The following is a 16,374-nucleotide window of genomic DNA, read 5'->3' as shown; positions in this document are numbered from 1 at the left end:
GGGATGCCGAACAGGAGACCGGTCGGCGTGTATACGGCTCGTCGGGGTGGAAATACTCCTTGCCGCCATTCTCCTGGCGGCCGCGGTCCCGGCGCACCCAAGCCATCGACCTGCTCCCGATCCTGGATCACGGTATCTCACAGCTCCCCAAGCTGGTCGTGCAGATCCTCGATGGCGCGGATGCGGGCGCGGCCGGCCTCGCCGGTCAGCGGGATCAGCTCGGCGGCGAGCGCGTGGATCACCGCCATCGCCGCGACATGGGTGTCCAGCGCGGCAAGGCTGCGCGTCTCGCAGCGGAAGGTCAGCGGCGGCGCCGGGCCTTCCAATGCCGAGTGGCTGTCGGCGATCAGCAGGGTCGGAATGCCGCGCTCCCGCACCGCATGCAGCAGCCGGACGATGGCCGGCGGGCGGCGGCGGATGCCGACCAGCACCAGCAGGTCGCCGGGGCCGAGGTCTGCCAGCGTCTCCGCCATCGTCTCGCCGACCGCCGCCAGCTGATGGACCTCGCCGCGCACCTGGATGAACTGCCAGCGGGCATAACCGGCCAGGAAGGCGCTGTTGCGCGCGCCGCAGACCCAGACCCGCCGGGCGTCGGCAAGCGCCCGCGCCGCCTGGGCCAGCAACGCCGGGTCGGTCTGGCGCGCGGTGGCGGCGAGCGCCTCCGCGCTGCGCTGGAAATGGGCCTCCAGCGGCGGCAGGGCGGCTGCGGGCGGCATGCCGGCTTCGACCGAGGGAGGACCGCCGGGAGGCAGCAGGAACAAGGGCGAGCCCCAGTCGCCGCCATGCCGGGCGGCAAGCCGCGCCTCCTCGAAGCCGGCATAGCCGATGCGGCGGACCAGCCGCGACACCGTCATCTTCGACACCCCGGCCCGCCCCGCCAGCTCGGTCGCCGAATAGCCCGACAGTTCGCCCGGACAGGCCAGGATGACGTCGGCAAGCTGCCGCTCCATCCGGCTGAGGTCGCCGTAGCGGTCGCGGATGCGCGCGGTCAGGGACGGATCCGCCGGGTCGGTGGCGACGGATGCGGCGGCGGATGCGGTCGATGAGCTGATTGCCTGTTTCATGGGCGGTTCGCCTCGCAATGCCGGTATTTGCGCAAATTCGGTGCAGCGTGGTCCTGGCCGTTTTGGTGTTACATCTGTAACGGACGCTGCTCATGTTGGGATAAACGTAACATTTCCGCCCTTTGGCGCACAGCCGAATTCGTATGACCGAAGTGGCACGCCGTTTGAAGTGGAGAGATCCATCGTCCTTCGGTTTGGAGATCAGGTGCCATGCGGTTTGCTAAGATTCTCGGTGTTCTCGGCCTTGCCTCGGCGGTCCTGGCGGGCGGCCTGTCCGCCACCGTCCCCACGGCGGCGAAGGCCGACGCGCTGGAGCGCATCGCCAAGGAGAAGGTGCTGCGCGTCGCCGTTCCGCAGGACTTCCCGCCCTTCGGCTCGGTCGGCACCGACCTGAAGCCGGTCGGCTACGACATCGACACCGCCGCGCTGATCGCCAAGGAGATGGGCGCCAAGGTCGAGCTGGTGCCGGTCACCAGCACCAACCGCATCCCCTACCTGACCACCGGCAAGGTCGATCTGGTCATCTCCAGCCTGGGCAAGAACGCCGAGCGCGAGAAGGTCATCGATTTCACCACCGCCTACGCCCCCTTCTTCAACGGCGTCTTCGGCCCCGACGACATCAAGGCCGAGAAGGTCGAGGATCTGGAGGGCAAGACCGTCGGCGTCACCCGCGGCTCGGTCGAGGATATCGAGCTGTCGAAGATCGTGTCGGACAAGGTGACCGTCCGCCGCTACGAGGACAACAACGGCACCATCTCCGCCTTCCTGTCGGGGCAGGTGCAGCTGGTCGCGACCGGCAACGTGGTGGCCGCCGCCATCTTCGAGCGCAACCCGCCGCGCCAGCCGATCATGAAGTTCCTGATCAAGAACTCGCCCTGCTTCGTCGGCCTCAACAAGAACGAGGGGCCGCTGCTGGAGAAGGTCAACGCCATCATCGCCAAGGCGAAGACCGACGGCTCGCTGGACGCCATCGCCAAGAAGTGGCTGCACGCGCCGCTGCCGAAGGATCTGTGACGGAAAGCCGCCCTCTCCCGCCCCGGGAGAGGGAGGGGACCCGCCGCAGGCGGGGAGGGTGAGGGGTGATCCGGACATGGATCGCTGATCCTTAGCCTTACCCCTCACCCTTCCCATGGCGATGCCATGGGCCCCTTCCCTCTCCCGGGGCGGGAGAGGGAGATTCTTCGCTACGGACGCCCCCGATGGCCTACAGTTTCGATTTCTCGTCCCTGCTGGACTATACGCCCGTGCTGGTGGACGGGGTGGCGACCACGGTCGGGCTGACCGCCGTCAGCACGGTGCTGGGCGTCGCGCTCGGCATCGGCGGGGCGGCGGCGCGCACCTCGACCGTCAGGCCGCTGGCGCTCGTCGTCGGCGCCTATGTCGAGCTGATCCGCAACACCCCCTTCCTGGTGCAGCTGTTCTTCATCTTCTTCGGGCTGCCGTCGCTCGGCATCCGGCTGGCCGAATGGCAGGCGGCGGTGCTGGCGATGGTGATCAATCTCGGCGCCTATTCGACCGAGATCATCCGCGCCGGCATCGAGGCGACGCCCAAGGGCCAGATCGAGGCCGGCGCCAGCCTGGGCATGACCGGGCCGCAGATCTTCCGCTACGTCGTGCTGGGTCCGGCGCTGGGCAAGATCTGGCCGGCGCTGACCAGCCAGGTGGTGATCGTCATGCTGGGCTCGTCGGTCTGCTCGCAGATCGCGGCGGAGGAGCTGAGCTTCGCCGCCAACTTCATCCAGTCCCGCAACTTCCGGCCCTTCGAGGTCTATTTCCTGGCGACCGCACTGTATCTGCTGCTGGCGGTGGCCTTGCGCTGGATCCTGAGCCGGCTCGGCGAGCGGATGTTCGCCAAGGGGGTGTCGCGTGCTTGAGTTCACCCTGTGGGACATCCTGTCCAACCTGCTGCTGGCGGCGCGCTGGACGGTGCTGCTGTCGGCGATCGCCTTCGTCTCGGGCGGGATCGCCGGGCTGCTGCTGCTGGTCGCCCGCGTGTCGCCGCTGCCGCCGCTGCGCGTCGCCGCCAAGCTGTTCATCGAGCTGTTCCAGGGCACGCCGCTGCTGATGCAGCTGTTCATCGTCTTCTTCGCCCTGCCGCTGATCGGCATCGAGACCTCGGCCTGGACCTCGGCCGCGGTCGCGCTGACCCTGTTCACCGCGGCCTATCTCGCCGAGATCTGGCGCGGCTGCGTCGAGGCGGTGCCGAAGGGCCAGTGGGAGGCCTCGGCCAGCCTCGCGATGAATTTCGGCGAGCAGATGCGCCATGTCATCCTGCCCCAGGCCCTGCGCATCGCCGTGCCGCCGACCGTCGGGTTCTCGGTCCAGGTGGTGAAGGGGACCGCGGTGACGTCGATCATCGGCTTCGTCGAGGTGACCAAGGCCGGCACCATGATCACCAACGCCACCTTCCAGCCCTTCCTGGTCTACGGGCTGGTCGGGCTGATCTATTTCGCCCTGTGCTACCCGCTGTCGCTGTCGGCCAAGGCGCTGGAAAGGAAACTCAATGTCGCCCGATAAGAAGCCCGCCGCCGGCAGGCCCCTGGTGAAGCTCTCCGGCATCCGCAAGTCCTTCGGCCCGGTCGAGGTGCTGAAGGGCGTCGACATGACGGTCGGGGAGGGGCAGGTCGTCGCCATGATCGGCCGCAGCGGCTCGGGCAAGAGCACGCTGCTGCGCAGCATCAACGGGCTGGAGCGCATCGACGGTGGCGTCATCGAGGTGGACGGCGAATGCGTCGACCCCGGCCAGATCGACCTGCGGGCGCTGCGGCTCAAGGTCGGCATGGTGTTCCAGCAGTTCAACCTGTTCCCCCACCTGAGCGCCGGCGAGAATGTCATGCTGGCGCTGAAGGTGGTGAAGAAGCAGGACAAGGCCGCCACCCGCGCCGCGGCGGAGGCGGCGCTGGCCAAGGTCGGGCTGGGCAACAAGTTCGACGCCTACCCCTCGCAGCTGTCGGGCGGCCAGCAGCAGCGCGTCGCCATCGCGCGGTCGCTGGCGATGGCGCCCAAGGTGCTGCTGTGCGACGAGATCACCTCGGCCCTCGATCCCGAGCTGGTCGCCGAGGTGCTGTCGGTCGTCCGCAAGCTGGCCGAGGAGGGCATGACGCTGATCCTGGTGACGCACGAGATGCGCTTCGCCCGCGAGGTCTGCGACAGCCTGGTCTTCATGCATGGCGGCCGCATCATCGAGCAGGGGCCGCCGGCCGAGCTGTTCGACCGGCCGGGCACGCCGGAGCTGGCGCAGTTCGTCGGCATGGTGGAGGCGCGCTGAAACCGGGACGGGGCGGGGCTGGCGTCTCCGCCCCGCCTCCCGGCTTTCGGCTGGCCGCATTATAGGAATATAGTCTATAAAGAATGGTGTCTCATCGGGGGCTGGAGAGCAAGGGGCAATCGCGCTTCTTAACCTTTTTGCAGGCGCATAGGGGGAAAAGCCGCTCTCTGGCACCCCATTCGGCGTAACACCGATCGATGAGCATGTGTTCGGATTCGGTCCGGAAATTTCAAATATCTTCGGCATGAATCCATCGCTTTCAGCGGTATTTTGGAAACTATCTGCCGATGATATGGGGTGTACATTAAGAATAACCCTTTTGATATTTTCATGATTTTCTTTTGTATGGATAGATAAGGCAAATGAAGATTGTTTCGTTCATTGAAAGACTGGATAGAGTTCGGCGAATCCTGTGACCAAGATGGGATATAGTGCCGTGTCCTGATCCGAACCCCTTGACGGACCCTGTGAGCCACCGCGCCAAATTTGCCACAAGCTTCGGGAAAAGTTAACCGAGCCTGGAAAGGTTTCGTTAACCATTGGGCCGCCAGCATGGGATCAACGAAACGAAATTAGGATCAAAGTCATGAGCACGACCACCATGTCGAGCAGGATCGTCGTCAACGCCTACGGCCAGTCCCAGGACGGCGTCGCGCCGAATTTCAAGCTGCTGGTGGATGGGCAGGAGATCGGGACGGCCGATGCGGACAGCGCCACCTCGAAGGCCTACGGCTTCACCGCCGACCTCGCGGCGAACACGGCGCACAGGATCCAGGTCGTCTTCGACAATGACACGGTGAACAGCGCCGCCCGCGATCTCTATGTCCAGTCGATCGAAGTGAACGGCCACAGGCTGGCGCCGACCGACGCCATCTATGAACGCCATGACGATGCCGCCCCGGCGCCGACCCAGGCCGGGCAGGAAAACATGTGGTGGGACGGCGCGCTGACCTTCAGCACTCCGGCCGACTATTACGCCGCGGCCACCGCTCCCGCCGCCGCGCCGGCCGCTCCCGCCGCTCCGGCCGCCGGGACCGCGCAGAACGTCATCACCGTGAATGCCGCCGCCAATGCGGCGGGCGGCGAGGGCGCGCATTTCACCGTCCTGGTCGACGGCAAGCAGATCGGCGAAGGCACCGCCACCAGCACCGACGCCAAGGATTTCAGCTTCGCCGCCAACCTGACCCAGGACGCCGCCCATTCGGTGCAGGTGAAGTTCGACAACGACGCCATCGTCGACGGTGCCGACCGCAACCTCTATGTCCACAGCGTCGCCGTCGACGGCAAGAGCGTGGCGGCGACCGATGACGCCGTGTCGGTCCACCGCGACGACACCGGCACCGACATCGGCGCGACCACCGATCTCTACTGGAACGCCACGCTGACCGCCAGGCTGGATGCCGGCCACTTCAACGCCTCGACCGGCAATAGCGGCGGCGGCACGACCGACACCCCTGCCACCCCCCCCGCCAACACTCCCTCCGGCGGCTCCACTGGCGGCTCCACCGGCGGCAGCACCCCGGCCGTCACCGTCGGCAACATCACCGTCACCGACCCCGGCATGGTGCAGAGCAGCGGCTCGATCAACGGCTTCCTGCACACCGAAGGAAACCAGATCGTCGACGAGAGCGGCAACAATGTCCGGCTGACCGGCGTCAACTGGTTCGGCGGCGAGGGCTACAACTATGTGCCCTCCGGCCTGTGGGCCGACAGCTACCAGAACCATGTCGACAGCATGAAGGAGCTGGGCTTCAACGTCATCCGCCTGACCTGGTCGGACGACATGTTCGAGAGCGACGCCGTCACCAACGGCATCGACTATTCCAAGAATCCGGACCTGAAGGGGCTGACCCGGCTGGAGGTCTACGACAAGGTCATCGACTATGCCGGCAAGACCGGGATGAAGGTGATCCTCGACCACCACCGCAACGACGGCGGCGCCGGCACCAACGAGCATGGGCTGTGGTACACCGACAAGAACCCGGAATCGACGGTGATCGACCATTGGCAGACGCTGGCCAAGCGCTATGCCGGCAACGACGCGGTGATCGGCGCCGACCTGCACAACGAGCCGAGCGTCAGCGCCACCTGGGGCGACGGCAACCAGGCCACCGACTGGGCCGCGGCGGCCGAGCGCATCGGCAACGCCATCCAGTCGGTCAACAAGGACTGGCTGATGCTGGTCGAGGGCACGGAGTGGAGCAGCACGCTGGCCGGCGTGAAGGACCATCCCGTCGAGTTCGACGTGCCCAACAAGCTGGTCTATTCGCCGCACGCCTACGGCCAGAGCGTCTTCGACTTCTCCTGGCTGCAGGACGCGAACTTCCCGAACAACCTGCCGGCCCAGTACGACAGCATGTGGGGCTACATCTACAAGAACAACATCGCCCCCGTCCTGCTGGGCGAGTTCGGCGGCCACATGACCAGCAGCGCCGAGCAGAGCTGGGGCAACGCGCTGATCAAGTACATGAACGGCGACTGGAACCTGGACGGCACCAGCGACATCGCCGCGGGCGACCAGGGCATGAGCTGGACCTACTGGGCCTGGACGCCGGAATCGGGTGACGTCGGCGGCCTGCTGCAGGACGATTACAAGACGGTCGACCCGACCAAGATGAACGTCATCAAGGCCGGTCTGGCCGCCGATTCCGGCAGTTCCGGCACGGTGGCGGGCAGCGATCAGGCGGTCTTCACCGTCCAGCTGGCGAACGCGGTGACCACCGCCACCACCATCGACTACGCCACCGCGGACGGCACCGCCAAGGCCGGGTCGGACTACACCGCCGCCAGCGGCAGCGTGACCTTCCAGCCGGGCGAGACGACCAAGACGGTCACCGTGCAGGTCACCGGCGACGGCGCCACCGAAGGCACCGAGACCTTCCTGCTGCACCTGAGCCACGACAACACGGAGATCGGCACCGCCACCGGGACGATCCTCGACCTCGCGGCGTAACGCGCCGAAATCCGCGCACGATAACCGGCGACGGTGCCGGCGACGGGGCCGGTCCGCACCTCACGGGAGCGGGCCGGCCCCTTGCGTCTGCCGGGCCAGCAGCGCGTCGGCATCGGCGACCGACAGGGGGCGGGCGAACAGGTAGCCCTGCGCATAGTCGCAGCCGATCCGGGTGACGACCGCCCGCTCGGCCTCGGTCTCCACCCCCTCGGCCACCACGTCCAGGCCGATGGTGTGGGCCAGCTCGACGATGCCGCGCAGAAGCGATTCCTGCCGCGGATCGCCGCCAAGCGCGCCGATGAAGCTCCTGTCGATCTTCAGCACGTCGAAGGGCAGCCGGCTGAGATGCGACAGCGAGGAATAGCCGGTGCCGAAATCATCCATGCACAGCGGCACCCCCAGCGCATGGAAGCGCTCCAGCGTGGCGCGGGCCTGGTCATGGTCGGTGATGGTCATGCTTTCCGTCACCTCGATCTTCAGCCCGGCCGCCCGGCCATCGGCCAGGATGGCCAGCAACTCCTCGATATGACGCTCGTCCCACATCTGGCGGGCCGACAGGTTGACGTTGACGGTCAGCCCGCCGCCGCCCGCCGCCGCCCGCCAGCGGGCGAGCTGCGCCACCGCCTGTTCCAGCACATGCCGGCCGAGCGGCAGGATCTGGCCGGTTTCCTCGGCGATGGGGATGAATTGCGCCGGACTGATCGGGCCGAGGTCGGGATGGCGCCAGCGCACCAGCGCCTCGAACCCGACCAGACGCCCTTCGGGCAGCGCGACGATCGGCTGGTAGACCAGGAAGATGTCGCCGTCGTCGATCGACCGCACCAGATCCTGCTGCAGGCGGTTGCGGATCAGGATCGCCTCGCGCAGGGAGGCGTCGAACAGGACGGTCTGCCGCCGGCCGCGCTCCTTGGCGCGATAAAGCGCGATGTCGGCGTCCCGCAACAGCCGGTCGGGATCGCCGCCGGTCCCGTCATCCACCGCCAGCCCGATGCTGAGCCCGACCCGCAATTCCATGTTGCCGGCGCAGACCGGATGCTGGAAGGCGGCCTCCAGCGCCTGCGCGCGGGCCATCGCCTCCTCCTGCCCGGCCGGAACGGTCAGGACGAACTCGTCGCCGCCCAGCCGGGCGACGAACTCCCCGGGGGCCAGCAGGGCCGAGATGCGCTCCGCCGTGGCGATCAGCACCATGTCGCCGACGGCATGGCCCAGGCTGTCGTTGATCGTCTTGAAGCCGTCGAGGTCGAGGAACAGCAGCGCCAGCCCGGCCCGGCTCTCCGGCTGCTCTTCCGACTGGCGGTCATGCAGCCAGCGCACCAGGAAGGCGCGGTTGGGCAGGCCGGTCAGGAAATCATGGGTGGCCTGGTGGACCAGCCGCGCCTCGTAGTCCTTGCGGTCGCTGACGTCGGCGGCGGAGCCGGCCAGCCGGATCAGCCGGCCGTCCGTCCCGCGGGCGACGATGCCGCGCAGATGGATCCAGGCTTCCTCCTCGCGCGGCGATGCCATTTGCTCGCCGCCCTGCTGCTGCTGCTGCTGCGGGGGCGGGGGCACCCGGAACTCGATCTCGAAGACGGTGCCGTCGCCTCCCCGTTCGCCCTGGCGCAGGGCGGCGAGGAAGGCGTGGCGGTCGCCGGGATGGATGCGCGCCAGCAGCGGCTCCAGGCAGGGGGCCACGCCCGGCCCCAGTTCGGCGTCCAGATCGAATCCGGGCGCTGGCGGCGGCGCATCCTCCGCATCGTCCGCGCTGCCCTCCGGCAGATGCAGCATCCGGCGCAGCCGGGGCGACAGGTACAGCGAATCGGTGAGGACATTCCAGTCCCACAGCCCGTCATTGGCGGCGGCGGCGGCCATGGCATAGCGGCGCTCGCTCTCGCCCAGGCGGCGGGACTTCTCCTCGATGGCGAAGAACAGGTTGCGCAAGGCCGCCCGGCTGCCTTCCAGGCTGCGGCCGAGCAGCCCCAGCTCGTCATGCCGGGTCCACAGGAAGGGATGGTCGAGGTCGCGGCGGGCCAGCCGGCGGGCATCCTCCATCAGCCGGCCGAGCGGACGGAGGATGCGGCTGCGGGTGAACCACACCGCCGCGCCCGCCAGCCCCAGCACCAGCACGCCGATGATGCCGCCGCCCATCGTCATCATCCGCTGAAGCTGTTCGATTCCCGTCAGGTTGGCGGCGGTCAGCCGGGCGCGCTGCAGGCTGAGATGGCTGTTGAGCGCGGCCAGCCCCTTGACCGCGTCGCGGCGGCAGGCGTCGAAGGCCTCGGCGGAGATGGCGCCGGCCGGATCGGTGAGCTGCACCTCGATGGCGTCGAGGAAGGCGGCGATGGCGGCGATCGCCTTCGCCTCGTCCTCCGTCGGCGTGGCGATGTCGCGGTAGATGCCCAGGTTGGCGCGCGCCAGATCCAGCGACCGTTCCAGCTCCGCCCGCACCGCCGGATCGGTGGCGGCACGGCCCTCCTGGAACCGGTCGATGACGCCGCCGAGACCGAGATGCCCGCGGACCTCCGACAGGGCGTCGGACCGGGTGGCGGCCTGGAGATCGTAGTCGCGCCAGCCGTCGGCCACCGACCCCATGCCGCGCACCAGCTGGACGCCGACCGCCAGCATCACCGCCAGGCAGACAACCAGCGCCGTCGTCAGCAGCAGCGACGACCGCGCGATGGTCAGGTTGAAGCGCCGGCCCCGCGCTGCCGGACGCGACTCCGGAGGGGCCTGCGGACGCCCCTCCTGCCTGCCGGACGGCCCATGCGCATCTGGGAGCGAGGCGTGCGGCGAAGTGGGCGGTGACGTGGGCGGTGACGTGGCGGGCGGGGGTCCGGCCACGGCCGCGATGGCGTCGTCCCTGGTGATGTCGGTCACGCTGCCGTTTCCTTCCTCAACCCCGCAGGGTGTCCGATAGGCGGTGCGTGGCGGCCTCCAGCCGCTGCGTCTCGCCGCCCAGCGATTGTGCCGCGGCAAGCATGCCGTCCGCAACCGTGCCGGCCTGTTCGGCGGCCTGCGCCACCCCGGCGATGGCGACGCTGACCGCACCGGCGGTGCCGGCCGTCTCCTGGATGTTGCGGGCGATCTCGCGCGTCGCCGCGTCCTGCTGGGTCACGGCGTCGGCGATCTCGCGGGCAATGCGGCAGACCTGATCCAGGCTGCCGCCGATCCCCTGGATGGCGCCGACCGCGCCGTCGGTGGCGCTGCGGATCGTCTCGATCTGGCCGGTGATGTCCTCGGTCGCCTTCGCCGTCTGGCTGGCGAGGTTCTTGACCTCCTGCGCGACGACGGCGAAGCCCTTGCCGGCCTCCCCCGCCCTTGCCGCCTCGATGGTGGCGTTGAGCGCCAGCAGGTTGGTCTGGCTGGCGATGGCGTTGATCAGCCCGACCACCTCGCCGATCCGCTGCACCGCCTCCGCCAGGCTGGCGACGGTGGCGGACGAGCGTTCGGCCTGCCCGGCGGCGGCGGTCGCCATGTCGACCGAGCCATGCACCCGCTGGCCGATCGCGGCGATGGAGGCCGACAGCTCCTCGGTCGCGGCGGCGATGGCCTGGACGGTGTCGGCGGTGCGGGCGGCGGCGGCGGACACCTCCTGCGTGCCGGCGATGGTCCGGCCGGAGGAGTGCGCCAGCGTCTCCCCCGTCTGCCGCAGGGTGCCGGCCCGTCCGGTCAGCGCCCCGGCCAGCGTGCCGATCTCCGTCTCGAAGGCGCGCAGGCCGCGCTCCAGCTCCTCCTGGCGGCGGCGGTCGCGCTCGGCCTCGGCGCGCTCGCGCTCGCCCGCCGCGCGCAGCTGCACCAGCCCGTCGCGGAACACCTGGACGGTGCCGGCCATGGCGCCGATCTCGTCGCGGCGGCCGGCCAGCGGCACCTCCCCCTCCAGGTCGCCGCCGGCAAGCCGCTGCATCGCCGCGGCCAGCCGGGCCAGCGGGCGCACGATGCGGTGATGGGTGAACCAGAGGAACAGGCCGGCGATGGTCAGCAGCAGCGCCAGCGCCACCCCGCCGCCGCTGAGCACGGTGAGGTTCAGCGCGGCGATGCCGTCGCGGTTGGCCTCGCCGAGAGCGGCCCGGCCGCGCGTCAGCTCGCCGTTCAGCGTCCGCATGGCGGCGACCGCCGGGGCGGTGTCGAGCGCCGCGTCGCGGGCCAGCCGGTCGAGCGGCACATGGGCGGCCAGCGCCTTCTCCGCTCCCGACAGCCTGGCCTCCACCTGCATCAGCGTCGCGGCGACGGTGTCGAGCGCGGCGCCTTCCGCCTGGGTCAGGTCGCCGGCATAGCGGTAGACGTCGAGGTTGGCCGAGGCCGACCGCAGGCTCTGCCGCACCTCGGCGGCGCGGGCCGGGTCGCCGGTCAGCAGGAAATCGCCGAAGCGGTGGATCACCCCGCCGAAGCCGAGCGCGCCGCGCAGGTCGGACAGCGCATCCGCCTTGGCGGCGGCGCCGAGGTCGTAGGCGTTCCAGCGCTCGTCGACCTGGGCGATCCCGCGCACGGTGACGACGCTGACCGCCAGCACCAGCAGCAGCACCGCGATGAGGCCGGCGGACAGCAGCCAGCCGAGCCGGGCGATCTGCCGGTGCCCGGCTGGCCGGGCGGGCTGCCGGTGCCCGGCGGCGGTCGAAACGGATGGGGTCACAGGCCGCCTCCCTTGCGATGGATCCAATGGTCGAGCGACAGCCGGCCGCCGCCGCGGACGACCAGGCTGGCGAGCAGGAGCATCCAGAAGTAATGTTGCGGATTGTTGAAGGCCGGGTTCTGCGCGCCGAGCACGAACTGGATCACCATCGCCATCGCCAGCAGCGGCAGCGCCGCCAGCCGGGTGGCCAGCCCGAGCACCAGCAGCACCGGCATGGTCAGCTCGGTCGCCGTGGCCAGCAGCGCGGCGATGTCCGCGGGCAGGACCGGCACCCGGTATTCCTCCTGGAACAGAAAGACCGTCGACGGCCAGTCGCCGATCTTCTGGAGGCCCGAGCGGAAGAAGATCGGCGCCATCGCCAGCCGGACCGCGAGGTCGAGCAGCGGGGCGGCATGGCGCTCGAGCCAGCCGGCGATCCGTCCGCCGGCATGCAGGGCGGCATGCAGGGCCGGCGTGGGCCATGCGGCGGCCGGCCCGGAAGGGGGAGCAGCGGGCCGGGTTGGCGGCAGGGACATCATGGCTCGTCTCCTCCGGCCGGGCCGGCATCCGGGCTCCCGTGGTCGAGAGCGAAGCCGGCCAGCAATCGGTTGTGCAGCAGCAGCGCCAGCAGGGACTGGAGGCCGGTGCCGGCCTCCTCGCCGTCCGGCATTTCCCCGTCAGCCATCTCCCCGGCCGCCATCTCCCCGGCCGCCGATGCTGCTTCGGCGAGCGCCTCGTCCAGGGTGGCGCCGGACAGGAGGTGCGCGGCCAGCACGCCGTCTTCGGCGGAAAGCCGGGCGCAGCGCACCTCGCCGTCGGTCCGGCCGACCAGCACGGCCTCCGGTTCGGTCCGGGCAACCGCGGCCTCGTCCCGCCACAGCGCGTGGACAGTCCAGTCCGAGCGCAGCAGGCGGACCGACGGATGCGGCATCAGCCGCAGCGCCCCGGCCCGTTCGGCCGGGACCGCGGCGAGACGGCCGGGATCGAGCGGTTCGGCATCGGCGGCGAACAGCGCCTCGTGCATCGCCCAGTCCAGCCGGGCGAGGTCGGGCAGCCAGGGTGGCACCCCCTCCCCTCCCCTCCGCTCCAGCCAGTCGGCGAAGCCGCCGCCGTAGCTCCACAGCATCGGTTGCCGCGGCGGATGCTCCACCACGAAGCGGGTGGCCAGCGCGGTGAAGCGGTCGCAACCGATGGCACGCCGCGCGGCGGGATGGGCATTGCCCAGCACCTCGGCCAGCGACCCGACGACGGTGTTGCGGTAGACCGCGAGCCGGCCCGGCGGCAGGTCCGGGCGCAGGGCGCCGGCGACGGCCGGGTCGCCCCGCAGCAGGAAGGCGGTGAAGTCCCGTTGCAGCGTGGCCAGCGTCTCAGTGGGCCTGTCAGCGGGCCTGTCAGCGGGCATGACGGCCGCTCCGCGCTGCGGGGTCGAGCAGCCTCTGGGCCCGTGCCGCCTCGGCCAGCAGCCCGTCCAGCTCCGGCAGGTCGGTGTCCCACTCGATCAGCGTCGGGCGCGGACCGATGCGCTCCAGCGCCACGGCGAACAGCGCCATGACGGCGTCGCCGACGGCGCTGCCATGGTCGTCGATCAGCAGCTCCTCGCCGCCGACGGTCAGGCGGGCATGGCCGGCGAGATGATACTCGCCCACCGCGTCGGCGGGGATGGCGTCCAGCCAGCCGGCCCGGTCGAAGCCGAGATTGACCGACGAGACATAGAGGTTGTTGATGTCGAGCAGCAGGCCGCAGCCGGTGCGGGTCACCAGCTCCGCCAGGAATTCGGCTTCGGGAATCGCGCTGCCGGCGAAGGCGATATAGGCCGACGGGTTCTCCACCAGGATGCGGTGGCCCAGCGCGTCCTGGGCATGGTCGAGGTTGCGGCAGACCCGGTCCAGGCACTCCTCGCTGTAGGGCAGCGGCAGCAGGTCGTTCAGATAGGCGTCTCCCATGGCCCCCGGGCCGGTGCCGGTCCCGATGCTCCAGGAGAGATGTTCGGAAACCAGCCCCGGCTCCAGCCGGGCATAGAGGGCGCGCAGCCGCAGGAGATGGTCCGGATCCAGCCCGCCGGCACTGCCCAGCGACAGGCCGACGCCGTGGCAGCCGATCGGCCGGTCGCGGCGCACCCGCTCGATCCCGGCCAGCCGGGGGCCGCCCGGCACCAGGTAGTTTTCCGAATGGATCTCCACCCAGGGGGCGGGGAGGCCGGCCGCGACGAACGCCTCCCGATGCGGCTCGCGCAGGCCGATGCCGGCCGCGGCCGGAACCGGGGCCGGAACCGGGGTTGCCCGGTCCAGCACGGGGCCGGCGGAGCGGGCCGCAGCGGGGGAAGGCGTCGTCGCGGCCATGGCGTCAGGCCTTCTTCTTCGGGTTGGCGCCCTCGAACGGCTTCAGCTGGCCGTTCTCCGCGGCGCAGGTGCCGGCCTTGACCAGCTTCCAGTCGCCGCCGTCATAGGTCAGGCTGGTGTTGCCGGCGCAGGAATGCAGGCCCTTGGCGTGGGCGCAGCCGTTCTCGCCGGCCTTGGAGATGCCGTAGCACTTCTCCATGTTGGCCTGCTGCGCCGCGGCCGGGCCGGCCAGCAGGGTCAGGGCGCCGGCAAGCGCGCCGGCGACGGGGAGCAGGGCCAGGGTCTTGGTGCGCGTGGCGGTCATGGGTCGACGATCCTCTCTGTCGGGTGGGGATGCGGCGCTGTCGCGCCGCGGGTGGCCGGCGCTAGTGCGCCGGGACGCGGTCGTGCAGCAGGTCGACGAGCGACTGCGGCTCCGGGCGTTGGGTGTAGTCGGCGTCGATGCTGGCGAAGCGCACGATGCCGCTGGGCGCCAGCAGGTAGGTCGCCGGAATGGAGAGGTGCCAGGGCTGTCCGGGCGGGCAGCCGTGCCGGATGCCGAGATCGACGCCGCGGTCGCGATAGAAGTCCCGCATCGCGTCCGGCACCCGGTAGACGAGGCCGTAGCTGCGCGCCACCATCGCCCCGCGGTCGGACAGGATGTCGAAGTCGAGCGCGTTGCGCTCCGCCATCGACAGGCTGTGGTCCGGCAACTCGGGCGACACCGCGACCAGCCGCGCACCGGCGGCGGTCAGTTGCGGCAATGCCAGCTGCATGGCCCTGAGCTGGGCGCAACAATAGGGACACCATTCGCCGCGGTAGAACAGCAGCACCACCGGCCCGCGCGCCAGCGTCTCGTACAGCGAGAGGGTGCGACCCTGCTGGTCGGGCAGCGCGAAGTCGGGGGCCTGCAATCCGGGGCGAAGCGCCCCCAGTTCCGCCCCGCGCGCCTTCAGGTCGGCGACGACCCGGTCCAGCATCGCCACCGCTTCCGGCGACATGACCTTTCCGGCCTGCGCACGAATATTGCGGAGTTGTCGTTGCAGGCGCATCTCGCAGTTCCCGTCGGCTTGGTCAACGCCCTCATCCTGTCGGAGAGCGGGCTTGCAAAACATGGGGGTGTGCGCACAAGATCTTTGCAAGAAATGCAATAATATGCCCGGCGATAACCGGCGGAGGGGAAGAATGGACCGGCTGGACGACCTGACGGTGCTGGTGGAGGTGGTGGATGGCGGCAGCCTGTCGGCGGCGGCGGAACGGCTTGGGCTGTCGGCCTCGGCGATCAGCCGGCGCATCGCGCAGATGGAGAACCGGCTGGGCACGCGCCTGCTGGCGCGGACGACGCGGCGCGTCGCGCTGACCGATGCCGGCGCCACCTTCTGCCTGCGCGCCCGCGCCATCCTGGCGGCGCTGGACGAGGCGGAACAGGCGCTGACCGAAATGAACGAGGAGCCGCGCGGGACGTTGCGCATCACCTTGCCGGTGATGTTCGGCCAGATGCTGGTGGCGCCGCTGCTGCCCTCCTACCTGAAGCGCCATCCCGGCGTCACGCTGGAGGCGAGCCTGAGCGACCGCAACGTCCGGCTGGTGGACGAAGGCTTCGATCTGGCGGTCCGCATCGGCCGGCTGGCCGATTCGTCGCTGATCGCCCGGCGGCTGCGGCCGATGCGGCGCCGGGTGGTGGCGAGCCCTGCCTATCTGGAGCGCCACGGCACGCCGCAGGTGCCGGCCGACCTCGCCCGCCACGACTGCCTGACGCTGATGACCGGCAGCGGCCGGCCGGAATGGGAGTTCCTGGTCGACGGCGCCCGCGAAACCCTGCGCCCCAACGGCAGCTTCCAGGCCGACAATCTGTGGATGCTGCGGCATGCCGCCGTCGGCGGGCTGGGGCTGGCGAGGCTGGCCGACTTCATCGTCGAGGACGATATCGAGGCTGGCCGGCTGGTGCCGGTGCTGACCGCGCAGGAGTTGACGGACGAGGCCATCCATGCCGTCTATCCCGCCACCCGCCACGTCTCGCCGAAGATCCGGTCCTTCATCGAGCATCTGCTGGCCGGGCTGGCGGACGGGAAGGCCTGATCGCCCCCTGGTCGTTACCGGGGGCGGGAGGCCGGGTGGCGGCGGACCGGAAAGTCCGGTTGCGCCGTGCTGGCTGGGTGGAGAGCTTCACGAACGGCGTTTCCGTG

Annotated in this window: 14 protein-coding genes; 6 read left to right on the top strand and 8 right to left on the bottom strand. The window is 70.0% G+C overall.

Features of this window, described 5'->3' with window-relative positions; genetic code table 11:
* Nucleotides 1-137 precede the first annotated feature (137 nt).
* Entirely contained in the window at nt 138-1,064 is a 927-nt protein-coding gene (locus tag ABMY26_RS31965; protein WP_372400224.1) for a MurR/RpiR family transcriptional regulator, read from the bottom strand.
* Nucleotides 1,065-1,274: 210 nt separating this feature from the next.
* On the opposite strand from ABMY26_RS31965, the gene ABMY26_RS31960 reads away from it, so the two are divergent.
* The 5 genes from ABMY26_RS31960 (at nt 1,275) to ABMY26_RS31940 (ending at nt 7,285) form a co-directional block, all read left to right on the top strand.
* The gene (locus ABMY26_RS31960; protein ID WP_372400223.1) at nt 1,275-2,078 is read left to right on the top strand and encodes a transporter substrate-binding domain-containing protein; all 804 of its coding nucleotides are present in this window, start codon (nt 1,275-1,277) and stop codon (nt 2,076-2,078) included.
* A 185-nt stretch (nt 2,079-2,263) separates the two neighbouring features.
* A complete protein-coding gene (locus ABMY26_RS31955; protein WP_372400222.1) occupies nt 2,264-2,938 on the top strand; it encodes an amino acid ABC transporter permease in 675 nt (224 codons plus the stop codon).
* Nucleotides 2,931-3,581, top strand: coding sequence for an amino acid ABC transporter permease (locus tag ABMY26_RS31950; protein ID WP_045583736.1), 651 nt, complete (start codon nt 2,931-2,933; stop codon nt 3,579-3,581). The genes ABMY26_RS31955 and ABMY26_RS31950 overlap by 8 nt, the downstream gene beginning before the upstream one ends.
* Nucleotides 3,568-4,332, top strand: coding sequence for an amino acid ABC transporter ATP-binding protein (locus tag ABMY26_RS31945; protein ID WP_372400221.1), 765 nt, complete (start codon nt 3,568-3,570; stop codon nt 4,330-4,332). Before ABMY26_RS31950 ends, ABMY26_RS31945 begins: the two co-directional genes overlap by 14 nt.
* A 586-nt stretch (nt 4,333-4,918) precedes the next feature.
* Complete coding sequence (locus tag ABMY26_RS31940) at nt 4,919-7,285, top strand: cellulase family glycosylhydrolase (protein WP_372400220.1); 2,367 nt, start codon at nt 4,919-4,921, stop codon at nt 7,283-7,285.
* Between the two features lie 60 nt (nt 7,286-7,345).
* Here the strand turns inward: ABMY26_RS31940 and ABMY26_RS31935 are convergent, their stop codons facing one another.
* From ABMY26_RS31935 to ABMY26_RS31905, 7 genes are all read right to left on the bottom strand, one after another.
* The gene (locus ABMY26_RS31935; protein WP_372400219.1) at nt 7,346-10,138 is read right to left on the bottom strand and encodes an EAL domain-containing protein; all 2,793 of its coding nucleotides are present in this window, start codon (nt 10,136-10,138) and stop codon (nt 7,346-7,348) included.
* Nucleotides 10,139-10,154: 16 nt separating this feature from the next.
* Complete coding sequence (locus tag ABMY26_RS31930) at nt 10,155-11,891, bottom strand: methyl-accepting chemotaxis protein (protein WP_372400218.1); 1,737 nt, start codon at nt 11,889-11,891, stop codon at nt 10,155-10,157.
* Nucleotides 11,888-12,409, bottom strand: coding sequence for a DoxX family protein (locus ABMY26_RS31925; protein ID WP_372400217.1), 522 nt, complete (start codon nt 12,407-12,409; stop codon nt 11,888-11,890). The genes ABMY26_RS31930 and ABMY26_RS31925 overlap by 4 nt, the downstream gene beginning before the upstream one ends.
* Nucleotides 12,406-13,272 (bottom strand): DUF2063 domain-containing protein, encoded by an 867-nt coding sequence (locus ABMY26_RS31920; RefSeq protein ID WP_372400216.1) that lies wholly within the window; start codon nt 13,270-13,272, stop codon nt 12,406-12,408. The genes ABMY26_RS31925 and ABMY26_RS31920 overlap by 4 nt, the downstream gene beginning before the upstream one ends.
* The gene (locus tag ABMY26_RS31915; protein WP_372400215.1) at nt 13,262-14,209 is read right to left on the bottom strand and encodes a DUF692 domain-containing protein; all 948 of its coding nucleotides are present in this window, start codon (nt 14,207-14,209) and stop codon (nt 13,262-13,264) included. Before ABMY26_RS31915 ends, ABMY26_RS31920 begins: the two co-directional genes overlap by 11 nt.
* A gap of 4 nt (nt 14,210-14,213) precedes the next feature.
* Nucleotides 14,214-14,513: a DUF2282 domain-containing protein gene (locus ABMY26_RS31910; RefSeq protein WP_045583739.1), complete on the bottom strand. Its 300-nt coding sequence runs from the start codon at nt 14,511-14,513 to the stop codon at nt 14,214-14,216.
* A 61-nt stretch (nt 14,514-14,574) separates the two neighbouring features.
* Nucleotides 14,575-15,189 (bottom strand): peroxiredoxin-like family protein, encoded by a 615-nt coding sequence (locus tag ABMY26_RS31905; RefSeq protein WP_372400214.1) that lies wholly within the window; start codon nt 15,187-15,189, stop codon nt 14,575-14,577.
* A gap of 184 nt (nt 15,190-15,373) precedes the next feature.
* On the opposite strand from ABMY26_RS31905, the gene ABMY26_RS31900 reads away from it, so the two are divergent.
* The gene (locus ABMY26_RS31900; protein WP_372400213.1) at nt 15,374-16,267 is read left to right on the top strand and encodes a LysR family transcriptional regulator; all 894 of its coding nucleotides are present in this window, start codon (nt 15,374-15,376) and stop codon (nt 16,265-16,267) included.
* The last annotated feature ends 107 nt before the right edge of the window (nt 16,268-16,374 follow it).

Origin of the sequence: Azospirillum sp. HJ39, from assembly GCF_041507355.1 — a bacterium.
Taxonomy (GTDB): Bacteria; Pseudomonadota; Alphaproteobacteria; order Azospirillales; family Azospirillaceae; genus Azospirillum; species Azospirillum thiophilum.
The sequence above is the reverse complement of the archived record's forward strand: the minus strand, read 5'-3'. Positions and strand labels throughout refer to the sequence as shown.

Bases quoted from the DNA above. Each gene is read 5' to 3' on its own strand.
- ABMY26_RS31965 (WP_372400224.1), bottom strand. From the start codon at position 1,064: ATGAAACAGGCAATCAGCTCATCGACCGCATCCGCCGCCGCATCCGTC.
- ABMY26_RS31960 (WP_372400223.1), top strand. From the start codon at position 1,275: ATGCGGTTTGCTAAGATTCTCGGTGTTCTCGGCCTTGCCTCGGCGGTC.
- ABMY26_RS31955 (WP_372400222.1), top strand. From the start codon at position 2,264: ATGGCCTACAGTTTCGATTTCTCGTCCCTGCTGGACTATACGCCCGTG.
- ABMY26_RS31945 (WP_372400221.1), top strand. From the start codon at position 3,568: ATGTCGCCCGATAAGAAGCCCGCCGCCGGCAGGCCCCTGGTGAAGCTC.
- ABMY26_RS31940 (WP_372400220.1), top strand. From the start codon at position 4,919: ATGAGCACGACCACCATGTCGAGCAGGATCGTCGTCAACGCCTACGGC.
- ABMY26_RS31925 (WP_372400217.1), bottom strand. From the start codon at position 12,409: ATGATGTCCCTGCCGCCAACCCGGCCCGCTGCTCCCCCTTCCGGGCCG.
- ABMY26_RS31920 (WP_372400216.1), bottom strand. From the start codon at position 13,272: ATGCCCGCTGACAGGCCCGCTGACAGGCCCACTGAGACGCTGGCCACG.
- ABMY26_RS31915 (WP_372400215.1), bottom strand. From the start codon at position 14,209: ATGGCCGCGACGACGCCTTCCCCCGCTGCGGCCCGCTCCGCCGGCCCC.
- ABMY26_RS31910 (WP_045583739.1), bottom strand. From the start codon at position 14,513: ATGACCGCCACGCGCACCAAGACCCTGGCCCTGCTCCCCGTCGCCGGC.
- ABMY26_RS31905 (WP_372400214.1), bottom strand. From the start codon at position 15,189: ATGTCGCCGGAAGCGGTGGCGATGCTGGACCGGGTCGTCGCCGACCTG.
- ABMY26_RS31900 (WP_372400213.1), top strand. From the start codon at position 15,374: ATGGACCGGCTGGACGACCTGACGGTGCTGGTGGAGGTGGTGGATGGC.